Consider the following 12,924-nt stretch of genomic DNA (forward strand, 5'->3'; position numbering starts at 1 on the left):
TGGCGTGACCCGGCGCACTATCAAGCGGCAACCGCCGCGCGAATCTGTTCCAGGACGTCCTTGGCGCTGGCCGGAATCGGCGTGCCCGGACCGTAGATGCCCTTGACGCCTGCCTCGTACAGAAAGTCGTAGTCCTGCCGCGGAATCACGCCGCCGACGAAGACGATGATGTCGTCGGCGCCCTGCTTCTTCAGCTCCTGGATGATCGCCGGTACCAGCGTCTTGTGGCCCGCCGCGAGGGTGCTCACACCCACCGCATGCACATCGTTCTCGATCGCCTGGCGCGCGCACTCCTCGGGGGTCTGAAACAGCGGCCCCATGTCGACGTCGAAGCCGAGGTCGGCGAAGGCGGTGGCGACGACCTTGGCGCCGCGGTCGTGGCCGTCCTGGCCGAGCTTGGAGATCATCACGCGCGGGCGCCGGCCCTGCTCTTCGGCGAAGGCCGCAATCTCGTGCTGCAGCGCCTCCCAGCCTTCGGCCGAGTCGTAGGCGGCGGCATAGACGCCCGTCACCTTCTGCGTGTCGGCGCGGTGCCGGCCGTAGACCTTTTCGAGCGCGTCGCTGATCTCGCCGACCGTGGCGCGCAGGCGCACCGCCTGGACGCTCAGGTCGAGCAGATTTTCCTTGCCGCTTTCTGCAGCCGCCGTGAGCGCATCGAGCGCCGCTTGCACCGCAGCGCCGTCGCGCTTCTCGCGGATCGCCTTGAGCCTGGCGATCTGGCCGTCGCGCACCTTGACGTTGTCGATCTGAAGAATGTCGTGCGTGTCCTCGGACTCGAGCTTGTACTTGTTGACGCCGACGATCACGTCCCGGCTCGAATCGATGCGCGCCTGCTTGTCGGCTGCGGCCGCCTCGATCTTGAGCTTGGCCCAACCGCTGTCCACCGCCTTGGTCATGCCGCCCATGGCCTCGACCTCCTCGATGATCGCCCAGGCGGCGTCGGCCATGTCCTGCGTGAGTTTCTCCATCATGTAGCTGCCGGCCCACGGGTCGATCACGTTCGTGATGTGCGTCTCTTCCTGGATGATGAGTTGCGTGTTGCGCGCGATGCGCGCGCTGAACTCGGTCGGCAGCGCGATGGCTTCGTCGAGCGCGTTGGTGTGCAGGCTCTGCGTGCCGCCGAACACCGCCGCCATCGCCTCGATGGTGGTGCGCACCACGTTGTTGTACGGGTCCTGCTCGGTCAGGCTCCAGCCCGATGTCTGGCAATGGGTGCGCAGCATCAGGCTCTTGGGGTTCTTGGGGTTGAACTCCTTCATGATCCGGCACCACAGCAGGCGCGCCGCGCGCATCTTGGCCACCTCGAGGTAGAAGTTCATGCCGATGGCCCAGAAGAAGCTCAGGCGCCCGGCGAAGCCGTCGACGTCCAGCCCCTTGGCCAGCGCGGTCTTCACGTACTCCTTGCCGTCGGCCAGCGTGAAGGCGAGCTCGAGCGCCTGGTTGGCGCCGGCCTCTTGCATGTGATAGCCGCTGATCGAGATCGAGTTGAACTTCGGCATCTTCTGGGCCGTGTACTCGATGATGTCCCCGATGATGCGCATCGAAGGCTCGGGCGGAAAGATGTAGGTGTTGCGGACCATGAACTCCTTGAGGATGTCGTTCTGGATGGTCCCCGAGAGCTGGTCCTGCGCGACACCCTGTTCCTCGGCCGCGACGATGTAGCCCGCGAGCACCGGCAGCACCGCGCCGTTCATGGTCATCGAGACGCTGACCTTGTCGAGCGGGATCTGGTCGAACAGGATCTTCATGTCCTCCACGCTGTCGATCGCCACGCCGGCCTTGCCGACGTCGCCGGTCACGCGCGGATGGTCGCTGTCGTAGCCGCGGTGCGTGGCCAGGTCGAAGGCCACGCTCACGCCCTGCCCGCCCGCGGCCAGCGCCTTGCGATAGAAGGCGTTCGACTCCTCGGCGGTCGAGAAGCCCGCGTACTGCCGGATGGTCCACGGGCGCACCGCGTACATGGTGGCTTGCGGTCCGCGCAGGTAGGGCTCGAAGCCAGGCAGCGTGTCGGTGTACTTCAGGCCCTGCAGGTCGGCGGCGGTGTAGAGCGGCTTGACGGTGATGCCGTCGGGCGTGATCCAGTTCAGCGCCGACAGGTCTCCGCCCGGAGCAGACTTGGCAGCGGCTTGGGTCCAGGCGTCGAGGGTCGCGGTTTTGAAGTTCGGTTCGGATTTGCTCATGGGCGCCGCTTTGCAAGGTCGTGCAAGTGTCGAGGAGTGTCCACGCAGGGGCGAGACAGTTCAAGGCGAGTCTAACCCATCTGTAATTATTAATTCAGAGTCCGTACTTGCGGTACATTCCGTGCATGTCCGCCCTCACCCTGACCCCGCGCGCCCTCTATGAAGAGGTGGCGGAGCTGCTGCGCCAGCGCATCTTCAACCGCGAGCTCGAGCCCGGCAGCTGGATCGACGAGCTCAAGCTGGCGGAGGAATACGGCATCAGCCGCACGCCGCTGCGCGAGGCGCTGAAGGTGCTGGCGGCGGAGGGCCTGGTCACGATGAAAGTGCGGCGCGGCGCCTATGTGACCGAGGTGTCCGAGAAAGACCTGGCCGACGTCTATCATCTGCTGAGCCTGCTCGAAAGCGATGCCGCCGGCGTGGTGGCTGAACACGTTTCCGAGGCGCAGCTGGCCGAGCTGGAAGCGCTGCACGCCGAGCTCGAAGCCGCTGCCGCCCCCGGCAAGGTGGACCGCGCCCACTTCTTCGCGGTCAACGAGCGCTTCCATATGCGGCTGCTTGCCATCGCCGACAACCGCTGGCGCGACCAGATGGTGGCCGACTTGCGCAAGGTGATGAAGCTCAACCGGCACAACTCGCTGTTGAAGTCGGGCCGCATCGCCGAGTCGCTCAAGGAGCACCGCGCGATCATGGCCGCGATCCAGGCGCGCGATCCGGCTGCTGCCATGGCGCGCATGCAGCAGCACTTCAAGAACGGTTTGGAAGCCGCGACCTGAAGCCGCTCAGCAGCACCCTGCACCGCGGCAGGCGCTACGACATCGCCGAGCGCCGCGAGCTGCGCCGCACCACCATCGAGGACGTGCCCGAAGCGCGGCTGATGGCGGCCTGATCAGGCCGCCTGCGCCACAGGCTCGTGCGCGAGCGCCATCACGTCGTGCGGCGCCAGCGCCTTGAGCCTGTGGTCGCTCCACACCTGACGCCAGCGGCGCGCCCCCGCGAGGCCGTTGCGCAGGCCCAGCATGTGGCGCGCGATGTTCGACCACGGCGTGCCGTGCTCGGCGGCCTCGCGCACCATGTAGTCGCACATCGCTAGCTCGACCTCTTCGCGCGTGAGCGTGGACGGCGCTTCCTTGAAGAAGACCGCGTCCCATTCGCTGAGCCACCAGGGGTTGTGATAGGCCTCGCGCCCGATCATGACGCCGTCGAGCAGGCGCAGGTGCGCATGCATCTGCGCGTTGTCGTCGAAGCCGCCGTTGATCGAAAAAACGAGCTCGGGGAAGTCGTGCTTCAGCCGGTGCACCAGCTCGTAGCGCAGCGGCGGCACCTCGCGGTTCTGCTTGGGCGACAGGCCCTTGAGCCAGGCGTTGCGCGCATGGACGATGAAGGTGCGGCAACCCGCCTCGCTCACCGCGCCGACGAAATCGCGCACGAACTCGTAGCTCTCGGTCTTGTCGATGCCAATGCGGTGCTTGACGGTGACCGGCACCTTCACCACGTCGACCATCGCCTTCACGCAGTCGGCCACCAGCTGCGGCTCGTTCATCAGGCAGGCGCCGAAAGCGCCGCGCTGCACGCGCTCGCTTGGGCAGCCGCAGTTGAGGTTGATCTCGTCGTAACCCCATTCCTCGCCGAGCTTGGCGCAATGCGCGAGCTCGGCCGGCTCGCTGCCGCCGAGTTGCAGCGCGACCGGATGTTCCTCGGCGTTGAAGCGAAGATGCCGCGGCACGTCGCCGTGCACCAGCGCGCCCGTGGTCACCATCTCGGTGTAGAGCAAGGCGCGGCGCGTCAGCAGCCGGTGAAGGTAGCGGCAGTGGCGGTCGGTCCAATCCATCATCGGAGCGACCGAGACGCTTTTCTCTTTTAAATTCAACGACTTAGCGATATCATTCATACACTTAGAACCCCTCGTGTGCACGCTCGTGTGCACTCCAAAACGCCCGAACACGCCCCATTTCGCCCTGTCAGTGCACACATAGCGCACACGAAATGCCCACCTTCAAGCAGCTTCCGTCCGGCAACTGGCGCGCGCAAGTCCGCCGCAAGGGTGTCTACGCGAGCGAAACCTTTCGGCGGCACAAGGATGCCCAGGAGTGGGCTCTCGCGACCGAACGCCGCATCGATCTGGGCGAGCCCGCCAGCCGTTCAAAGGTCAAGGACCCGACCACCTTCGGCGATCTGATCGATCTGCATGTCACCGACATGAAGGAGGTGCTGCGAGCGCCTCGGCGCTCCAAGGCCTTCACCCTCGATGCACTCAAGACGAAGCTGGGCAAGCTGAAGCTGAAGGACCTCACGCGCGAGCGGCTCATCCAGTTCGGCAAGGACCGCGCCAAGGAAGGTGCCGGCCCCGTCACCATCAGCATGGACATCGGCTACATCAAGCTGGTAGTTTCTCACGCGGCGGCCGTTCACGGGGTCCGCATTCAGGTCGAGCCCATCGACCTGGCCCGTATCGCGCTCAAGCGCCTGGGCCTGGTAGGCAAGGGGCGGGAACGCGACCGCCGTCCTACCCTCGACGAACTGCAGGCGCTTGCCGATTACTTCGCCAGCAATTCACGGCAGGTCATCCCCCTGGGGCGAATCATGCGGTTCGCCGTCGCTACTGCGATGCGCCAGGACGAGATCTGCCGCATCCGATGGGAGGACATCGATGCCAAGGCTCATACCGTGATCGTGCGTGACCGGAAAGATCCACGGGACAAGAATGGCAATGACCAGAAGGTGCCATTGCTTGATGTCACGGGCTTCGATGCCTGGGCCATTCTCGAGGAGCAGAAACCGTTCTCCGGGAACAGTAGCCTTGTCTTTCCGTACGACGGGCGCTCTGTCGGGACCGCTTTCCGGCGGGCATGCAAGGAATTGAGGATCAAGGACCTCAAGTTCCATGATCTACGGCACGAAGCAGCCAGTCGCCTCTTCGAGGCCGGGTTCACCATCGAGCAGGCTGCGCTTGTGACTGGGCATAAAGACTGGAAGATGCTCAAGCGATACACCCACCTGAGGCCTGAGCATCTGCGCAGCATCAAGCCAAAGAACATCCCGACGTCGCTCGATATACCCACCGGCCCGACGCCGGCAGACATCGCGTTGGGTGCCTGGAGCAACCCGGAGCGCCGTGTCCCACAGACCAACTCGGCCCACTCCTCGCAAGTTGCAAAGCCACATCATGAACATGAAGCCCTCGGCCTGAGCGCTTCAATCTAGTTCGACTTCGGACCGTGCCACTTCAACAGACGCCCTTCTATCGATCACACCTGGCTGACTTGCACCAAGTCCTGCTTGCCCATGAAATCACGCAGACTTACCTGACTGGCACGCGCGTCAGGTTTGATGGCGTTGAGTTGGACCCAACAAACAGTTTTGAATTCGCCTTCGGTAGCTTGTCGACCCTGGAATTCATCCACTTGTTCTCCGTGTTCGACGGGAGCCGCGTCCACCGGCAGGCCGAGAGACGGCCGGGCCGCGACGACGCGCCGCCCGGCATGTATTTCACGGTGATCAACGCCAAGGTCATTCAGGCGGGCCACAAGAACAAACTGGTGATCTTCAGCGAAGAGACTGGCACCGCGGGTCTCTTCATCGAGGGAATACACATCGACCATTTTTTCCTGGACAAGCACCGGACGCCCCACGGTCTGGGCGCCATTGCATTCGCCCTGTGTGCCGTCACTGCCCATCTCGCAGGTTTGACCCAGATCTCACTGATCGCCGCGGGCGGCAAAGGGTTCCAGGAACGCCACGTCGGGTTCAAGGTATGGCCGAAGCTTGGTTTTGACGCCGCACTCTTACTCGATGAGCAGCGTAGTGCGCCGCACCTGCAGGGCTGTCGAACTGTCCAGGATATTCTGGACGTCGATCCGGCATGGTGGGAGGCGGAAGGATCACTCCTGGCTCAAACTGCTAACCTATACGGGTGAGAAATTCTCTGTCGGAGGTCCCCATGACTAGCCCCACAGCCATCAGGAAGCCCGCAAAGGCAGCGAAGGCAGCGCCCGGCCGCGTTTTCAATGTCTCAAGCAAGGGCATCCCGCGCGTGACAACCCAAGTCAAGGCGAAGATCGAAGCGGCGGCAAGGTCCACAAGCAGCAAGCGGCGTAACTATCCTGAGTTGATTTCAGACTCTTAATCAGTAGTTCGCCATCGGGCGAGCCCGACCCCGGGGCATGAAGCGGGGGACGTGGCTGGCGACAGATGGCGCGTGGTTGTAGGATGAATTTGGGCGCTGCTGACGAGGTCGGCTTTCCCTTGGTGCGACAAGCCCGTTCAGTAGTTGGACCCGCAGTCCTGCGAGCACCCCGGAATGTGGCAGAGGGCGGCGACGCCCCGAAGCACGCTTAGTAGAGTTCGATGACGAGGACTGCCTGCGGTGCCCATCAACCGCCAGGAGGTTCTCATGCAAGTGCTTTACACGCGCTGTGCGGGCCTGGACGTGCACAAGGACACCATCGTGGCCTGCGTGCGATGCGTCTCGCCGCCCATGCATCAGGAGGTGCGCAGCTTCGGCACCACAACCACCCAGTTGCTCGAACTGGCCGATTGGCTGGCCGAGCACGACTGCACCCACGTGGCGATGGAGGCCACCGGCGTGTACTGGAAGCCGGTGTGGCATGTGCTGGAGGCTGAGTTCGAGTTGGTGCTGGCCAATGCGGCGCATATTCGAAACGTGCCTGGTCGCAAGACCGACGTCAACGACGCGATGTGGATTGCCGATCTGCTCGCGCACGGCTTGATCCGCTCCAGCTTCGTGCCGCCGCAGGCCATCCAGCAGCTGCGCGACCTCACCCGCACCCGCAAGCAACTCGTGCGCGAGGTCTCTCAGCACTCGCTGCGCATTCAAAAGGTGTTGGAGGACGCCAATCTCAAGCTGGGCAGCGTCCTGTCGGATGTGCTGGGCAAGAGCGGGCGCGCCATGCTCGATGCCATCGTCGCCGGCCAGAGCGATCCGGCGCATCTGGCCGCGCTGGCCCAGGGCACGGCGCGCAACAAGAGCGCTGAGCTGCGCGAGGCGCTGCGCGGACGCATCACCGAGCACCATCGCACGATGCTGCGGCTGCACCTGCAGGTGATCGATGCCCTGCAACGCACGTTGGCCGAACTGGATGCGGCCGTGGGAAAAGCGCTGGCGCCGATCCGGCAGCGCGCCCGCCTGCTCACGACGATGCCGGGGGTCAGTGACCTGACGGCCAGCGTCATAGTGGCGGAGATCGGCGTAGACATGTCGCGCTTCCCCAGTGCCGGCCATCTGATCTCCTGGGCAGGCCTGTGTCCGCGCAGCGACGAGAGCGCCGGCAAGCGTCGCTCCACCCGCGTGCGCAAGAGCGGCACCTGGATCAAGACCACCCTGGTGACCGCCGCCTGGGCCGCGGTGCGCGTGAAGACCAGCTACCTGCGAGCGCAGTTCCTGCGTATCAAAGCACGCCGCGGAGCCAAGAAGGCCATCCTCGCTGTGGCCGCCTCGATGCTCACCGCCGCGTACCACATGCTTCGCGACGGCACCGAGTACAACGACTTGGGCAGCGAACACTTCGACCGCCAGGATCGAACCAAGATCATCCGTCGCCTCATGAAACGACTTCAAGACCTCGGCTGCGATGTTCCCGCGCTGGTACATACGGGTTAGCGCTTCTTAGTAGGTCGAGTGTTCGTGTCACTCAGGGCCTGGCACCGCATCCTGCCCGGCGAAGGGCGCGTAGCCGATTTCGACAGAGCGCGCCATCCAATGACGCACGATGTGATGCACAGGGCCGTACCGAGCAGCGAAAGAATCAGCACCAGGGCTTCGCGCAACCAGGGCCGTGCGCGCAGCGGCTTGAAGTCGAGACTGTGCAACCCCTGGTAAAGCAGCCGCTGCCAACGCCCTGACGTGTCGACTCGCAACAGCACTTTGCCCGAGGTGGCGTCGGCATACAGGTCCGTGCCGTCGGGCCAATGGGCGTGCCAGACGGGCAGCGGCCGGGTGTCCAGCGCCTCCACCGAGGGCGGATTCTTCGCGTAGTAGACATCGTCGTAGCGATCGATCCGCGTCACGCTCAAAGGGGGGCGGTCGATGCCGCGCAGGCGTTGCAGGGAGCCCGCCACCAATCCGTCCGGCAACACCGATTCCACCGCCGGCATGGCGCTCGCATCGTCCGCGCGCACCCACCACTGTCGCTGCGTGCCCTGGATGCGGTACCAGACTTGCCCGTCGATGCGAATCCGCTCCAGTTCCAACGGCTGTGCACCTGCCTCCCGGGCCACGATTGCAGTCAGGGCAAGCTGCGGCGCCACAAGGGCGCCCCGGTCGGCGCCGAGCCAGCGGTCGCGCTCGACGGCCGAAAGTCCCCGTGAAGAGAACACTCCGTAAGGATTCATCGACATCAGGCCCGAGAAGATCCAGGTGAGCGTGGACACTGCGGCGACCAGGCCCGCGATGTGATGCCAACGCATCCAGAACTTGCGATAGGGAATCCAGCGCGTTCGATTGAGGAACAACTGCCAGATGCCCAGCGCCAGTCCGGTCCCGGCCAGCACCACGCCAGGGATCGAGAGCCAGACGACGACCTGGTTCCACGCTTGCGGGAACTGCCGTAGAACGGTCGGATAGATCCAGTGCGGCACGGCGCCGATCCAGTTCCAGAACCGCTCGGCACGGCGCGTGTCGCGCACTACTTCGGCAGCCGTGCTGGACACGTACAGTTCGAGGCCGTCGTCGCCTTCCAGGCTGACTTTGAAGAGCGGACGGTAAGAATCCAATCCTTGTGGAACCGTCCACTGGTCACGCTCGAGCCCGTCGGCCTGAAGCGCTCGCCGGCCGCTGAAGGTCTCGGCCACCTTCATGGCCTGGACGGACGTCAGCGGCGCCATCCGCGCACCGGTGCGGGCATCGAGCGATTGCCACTGCGGGGCGCCCTTGTTGCCGATATCGACCAGCAGCCGCCAGGCCGGCGTCTCTTCCCCGGTCATCGCGAGGCGTGCTTCGGTGAACGCCACGCCGGCTCGTCCTGCCGCTTCTTCGGCCGTCAGGCAGCAGCCGGTGGCCGGTGCCAATGGCTTCAGCCCGGCCCGGCGCTCTGCCTGCGTGAGGTTGGGGAACGGCACGTAGTACAGCACGATGCCGCTGAGAAACCACATCACAAACAGCAGCGCCAGCGAGATGCCGAGCCACTTGTGGATGAAGATCAGGGCCGGCTTCATGCCTTTGCCATCGACTTGTTTCACACGCGCATCAGAAAGCTGCCCGGTAGCTGACTTCGAAACTGCGCGGTGCGCCGATCATGACCTGGTTGTTCGAATTCGCGCCGCTCCAATAGGCGTAGAGCTTGTCCGTCAGGTTGCGCACGCGAAACGTGAGGTCGCCCTTTGGCAGCGTCCACGTCGCATAGGCGCTGACCGTGGTGTACCCGTTCATGCGCACCGTGTTGGCGTTGTTGGCGTAGGAGTGGCCGGTCCGGTTGACGCCCGCGCCCACGCGCACCGGCCATCCCGGAACCTTGTAGTCGGCCCAGAGATTGGCAACCGTCTTCGGCACGTTCGGCGGCGTGTTTCCGGCGCGCGAGACGTTGCCGGCCTCGATCAGTTGATCGAACTGCGCATCGACGCGCGCCAGGTTGCCGCTCAGCGTCAGGTCGCGCTTCGCCTTCCAGGTCGCGGCGAGTTCGAGGCCGCGGGCGGACTGCTTGCCGCTGTTGACGGTGAGCGTCGGGTTGCTGAAATCGCGCGAGAGCACGTTGTCGAGTTCGATCTTGTAAGCCGCCACCGTGTAGTCGAGCCGCCCGCCGAAAGCCGACTGCTTGATGCCGACCTCGAGCTGCTTGCCCGTCGAGAGACTGAAGGCACTGTTGGCGGCTGAGAGCAACAAGAGGTTGCCCGTACCGACCGGCGCGCTCGCGTTGGTGTACTGCGCATAGGCCGATGTGTCGGGGTCGATGGCGAACACCACGCCCAACCGCCCCGATGTCGGCCTGTACTTCTGGGTGAACGATGTCAGGGCGCGGGTGTTCAGGTCCACGCTCTGGCGCTCCAGCTTCACGTAGTCCTGGCGCAAGCCGCCCACGACGGTCCAACGGTCGCTGATGGACAAGGCGTCTTCCAGGAACAGCGCGCTGGTGGTGATTCGTGCGCCGAAGATCGTGCGATTGCCGGCACCGGCGTAGAGCGCCGGATCGGCGGCAAAGGCGCCGTAGCTTCCCGGGAAGGTGGCGAACTCACGCACCGTGAGGGCGTTGTCGGCCGCGGCCGATCCATTCGAAAAATCGCGGTTGGAGGAAAAATCGGTCTTCGTGTACTCGAGGCCCGCCACGAACCGGTTCTTCATTCCGGCGATGGGCGAGGTGTTCGTGAGATCGAGCCGATTCGTCAGGATCTGGTGGTCGTGCGTGATCCCGACCAGGTCCCGCACGATCCGTCCGGGGGCGGCAAAGGCATAGGACTCTGCATTGCGCCACGCCCTGTCCGCCGTGTAGTAGGACAGTTCGTTGCGCAGCTTCCATTCCGGCGCGATCTGCCAGCTCAGTTTGGCACGCGCCCAAAGGCTGCGTGCGCTCATTTGGGCATCGTCTACGTTGTAGTTGCGAAAGGCGATGCTGCGATCGACCACCCGCCCCGCCGAGTCGCCGACGATGTCGGTCGGCTGCAGCGCAAAGGCGCGCGGCACCAGCGGTGTCCCCTGGTAGGACAGTGCGCGGTCTGTGGAATAGTCCATCGTCAGATCGAGCGTCAGGTCACGCGCCAATGCCGTGGTGAACCCCATGGTGAGGTTGTCGTACCGCTGCTTGTTGCGGTCGATGTACCCATTGGTCTCCTGGTGGCTATAGTCCAGCCGCAAAGCACTCGATTCGCCGATGTTGACACCCAGGCCGACGCCGGCACGCGCCGTACCGAAACTGCCGTAGGACAGCATGGCCTCGGCACCCGGGTTGTTGCGGTCGGGCCGCTTGGTCACGAAATTGACGGCAGCACCGATTGCGCCTTCGCCGTAGAGCACCGAGGCAGGGCCCTTCAGGACCTCGATGCGCTCGTAGTTCCAGGTGTCCTGCGACCGGCTCACCATCGAGGCCACTGCCACCCGATCGCCATCGAACAGGTAGGTGATGAAGCCGCCCGTGAAGCCGCGTGTCGATGCCACGGAGGGGGAACCAGGCGCGCCACCCGCGGTCATCCCCACGCTGCCGCGCAATGCCTCCTCGAAAGTTCGCGCACCGCGCCGTTCCATCATTTCCTGCGTGATCACCTCCGCAGAAGCAGGGGTTTCGCGGGCGGTCAGACGCAGCCGGCTGCCAACGGCGTGCGTTGCCTGCAGCGACGGAGACTGATCCTGCTGCGTGGCTGTCACCTCAACGGCTTGCAGGCTCACTTGCGCCAGCGTCGAGGTGCTGACCACCAGAACGACGACGCCCGGGAATGCGATGTGTTTGACCATGAGAGAACCGGAGAAGAAGATGGAAGCGCTGGGTTGCCAAGCTCTGGGCAGAGAGGCACTCGTGGCCACCGGACCGCAGCCGCGCTGCGGGCCGGCAGCTGTCGGTTCACCGACGTACGCTGCGGGGCGACATCAGGAGGTCCACGAAGGAAGGGGTGTTGGGGGCGCATCTTTCCGAAGGCCCGGCATGACGGACGCTCGCGCACTGCGTGCGCGCCTGGCACTCCACGCCCAGATACCCAGCATGACAACAACCAGCGCAGCGCCGGCGAATGAGAATGCCATGTCGTCGAGTTCGACTTCCGGCAACAACACCTTGGCCACGTTGTAGACAGCTACGCCGAACGAGATGGAAACGATGAGCCAGCCCAGTGTCCGGCGCACGCGGCGCCCTGCCTCCGGATTTTCGATGCCTCGGCCGATTCGGCAGATGATGCGGCCGTCCAGCGTATCGGTGACCATCATCCCTGCCGTGAAGGTCATCCCTGCGAGCAAGGCAGCCCATGCACCGCCGTTCTTGTTGCTGGCGACGTAGCCCCAGGCTGCCGCCTGTGTAGCGGTGTCGAAGACGGTGGCGAACAGCACGCCGATGACCACCACCGACCAGGCACTCGTCTGCTGCCGCAAGCGCGCAGGGATCAGGCTCATTTTCCAACCAGTCGGCGCGTAGACCTCGTCCCTGCGCAGCAGCAGGCGCAGATTGAGGCAACCAACCACGATCAGCAGCAAGGTTGGAATCCATCCGAAAACGGTCACCACAAGGCCCGGGGGATCGAAGTGCAGCGCCAGCTTGCTGACGACCACCGCGATCAGCGTGACCAGCAGGCCGTGACCGAGCGCGAACAAGGTCCCGATCCAACCTGCATGGGTATGCGAACGATTGAGTGCCCGCCAGGTCAGTCCGTCGATGCAGGCAATGTGGTCCGGGTCCAACCCGTGCCGCAGCCCCAAAACGAACATCAGGACCAAGCCCGAAAAGGACAGCCACTCGGCGCTCATTCATGGCTCCGCAACGGCCGATCGGCCAGGACCCAGGCCAGCTCGCCTTCAGTCACCACCTGCTGCCGCTCCAGAACCTGCAGCAGCGCCCCAAAGAACTGCTCGTAGTAGTCCCACGGCGGCTGCGCTGCGCAATCAAGTCGTTCCCAGTCGCCGATCGATTCAATCAGGTGCTGGCGGAAGTCCTCCCAGTCGAAGTGCCCCTGCTTGGCCACAGCCAGCGTCAACCCGAAGAGCTGCCGTTGCCAGGCCTCTGCAAAGAACAGCTTGCCCTGGCTGCGCGGCGGCGAATCGGCATGGCCCAGCATCTGAGAAGCTGCATATTCCTCGAAGCGAGTGAACATGGCACTC

The 12,924-nt window shown here is 64.4% G+C and carries 10 protein-coding genes; 4 read left to right on the forward strand and 6 right to left on the reverse strand.

Going from position 1 to position 12,924, the window contains the following annotated elements; genetic code table 11:
• Positions 1-20 precede the first annotated feature (20 nt).
• Entirely contained in the window at positions 21-2,180 is a 2,160-nt protein-coding gene (gene scpA / locus ACSQ9I_RS18665; RefSeq protein WP_436314052.1) for a methylmalonyl-CoA mutase, read from the reverse strand.
• A gap of 125 nt (positions 2,181-2,305) precedes the next feature.
• Here scpA and ACSQ9I_RS18670 point away from each other — a divergent pair, with 125 nt between their 5' ends.
• On the forward strand, positions 2,306-2,953 hold the full coding sequence (locus ACSQ9I_RS18670) for a GntR family transcriptional regulator (RefSeq protein ID WP_093108204.1): 648 nt from the start codon (positions 2,306-2,308) through the stop codon (positions 2,951-2,953).
• Between the two features lie 113 nt (positions 2,954-3,066).
• Here the strand turns inward: ACSQ9I_RS18670 and dusA are convergent, their stop codons facing one another.
• Complete coding sequence (gene dusA, locus ACSQ9I_RS18675) at positions 3,067-4,068, reverse strand: tRNA dihydrouridine(20/20a) synthase DusA (protein WP_436314053.1); 1,002 nt, start codon at positions 4,066-4,068, stop codon at positions 3,067-3,069.
• A gap of 95 nt (positions 4,069-4,163) precedes the next feature.
• Here dusA and ACSQ9I_RS18680 point away from each other — a divergent pair, with 95 nt between their 5' ends.
• From ACSQ9I_RS18680 to ACSQ9I_RS18690, 3 genes are all read left to right on the forward strand, one after another.
• Positions 4,164-5,381: a site-specific integrase gene (locus ACSQ9I_RS18680; protein ID WP_436314054.1), complete on the forward strand. Its 1,218-nt coding sequence runs from the start codon at positions 4,164-4,166 to the stop codon at positions 5,379-5,381.
• Between the two features lie 59 nt (positions 5,382-5,440).
• Entirely contained in the window at positions 5,441-6,094 is a 654-nt protein-coding gene (locus ACSQ9I_RS18685; RefSeq protein ID WP_436314055.1) for a hypothetical protein, read from the forward strand.
• Positions 6,095-6,570: 476 nt separating this feature from the next.
• On the forward strand, positions 6,571-7,797 hold the full coding sequence (locus tag ACSQ9I_RS18690; protein ID WP_436314056.1) for an IS110 family transposase: 1,227 nt from the start codon (positions 6,571-6,573) through the stop codon (positions 7,795-7,797).
• Here ACSQ9I_RS18690 and ACSQ9I_RS18695 read toward each other — a convergent pair.
• The 4 genes from ACSQ9I_RS18695 to ACSQ9I_RS18710 all read right to left on the reverse strand — a co-directional run bounded on the left by ACSQ9I_RS18695 (position 7,794) and on the right by ACSQ9I_RS18710 (position 12,917).
• On the reverse strand, positions 7,794-9,374 hold the full coding sequence (locus ACSQ9I_RS18695) for a PepSY domain-containing protein (protein ID WP_436314057.1): 1,581 nt from the start codon (positions 9,372-9,374) through the stop codon (positions 7,794-7,796). The genes ACSQ9I_RS18690 and ACSQ9I_RS18695 overlap by 4 nt on opposite strands.
• Positions 9,375-9,381: 7 nt before the next feature.
• Positions 9,382-11,574 carry a TonB-dependent receptor gene (locus ACSQ9I_RS18700; protein ID WP_436314058.1) on the reverse strand — a complete coding sequence of 731 codons (2,193 nt, stop codon included), beginning with the start codon at positions 11,572-11,574 and terminating at the stop codon, positions 9,382-9,384.
• Positions 11,575-11,706: 132 nt separating this feature from the next.
• A complete protein-coding gene (locus ACSQ9I_RS18705) occupies positions 11,707-12,573 on the reverse strand; it encodes a hypothetical protein (protein ID WP_436314059.1) in 867 nt (288 codons plus the stop codon).
• Positions 12,570-12,917: a nitrile hydratase accessory protein gene (locus ACSQ9I_RS18710; protein WP_436314060.1), complete on the reverse strand. Its 348-nt coding sequence runs from the start codon at positions 12,915-12,917 to the stop codon at positions 12,570-12,572. The genes ACSQ9I_RS18705 and ACSQ9I_RS18710 overlap by 4 nt, the downstream gene beginning before the upstream one ends.
• Positions 12,918-12,924: the final 7 nt, after the last annotated feature.

Source organism: Variovorax sp. LjRoot84 (assembly GCF_964254305.1).
In the GTDB taxonomy this organism is placed as follows: domain Bacteria; phylum Pseudomonadota; class Gammaproteobacteria; order Burkholderiales; family Burkholderiaceae_C; genus Variovorax.

What these genes read in the sequence shown, in the direction of transcription:
- ACSQ9I_RS18700 (WP_436314058.1), bottom strand. Translation starts at nt 11,574, where the DNA reads ATGGTCAAACACATCGCATTCCCGGGCGTCGTCGTTCTGGTGGTCAGC.
- dusA (WP_436314053.1), bottom strand. Translation starts at nt 4,068, where the DNA reads ATGAATGATATCGCTAAGTCGTTGAATTTAAAAGAGAAAAGCGTCTCG.
- ACSQ9I_RS18670 (WP_093108204.1), top strand. Translation starts at nt 2,306, where the DNA reads ATGTCCGCCCTCACCCTGACCCCGCGCGCCCTCTATGAAGAGGTGGCG.
- scpA (WP_436314052.1), bottom strand. Translation starts at nt 2,180, where the DNA reads ATGAGCAAATCCGAACCGAACTTCAAAACCGCGACCCTCGACGCCTGG.
- ACSQ9I_RS18705 (WP_436314059.1), bottom strand. Translation starts at nt 12,573, where the DNA reads ATGAGCGCCGAGTGGCTGTCCTTTTCGGGCTTGGTCCTGATGTTCGTT.
- ACSQ9I_RS18710 (WP_436314060.1), bottom strand. Translation starts at nt 12,917, where the DNA reads ATGTTCACTCGCTTCGAGGAATATGCAGCTTCTCAGATGCTGGGCCAT.
- ACSQ9I_RS18690 (WP_436314056.1), top strand. Translation starts at nt 6,571, where the DNA reads ATGCAAGTGCTTTACACGCGCTGTGCGGGCCTGGACGTGCACAAGGAC.
- ACSQ9I_RS18680 (WP_436314054.1), top strand. Translation starts at nt 4,164, where the DNA reads ATGCCCACCTTCAAGCAGCTTCCGTCCGGCAACTGGCGCGCGCAAGTC.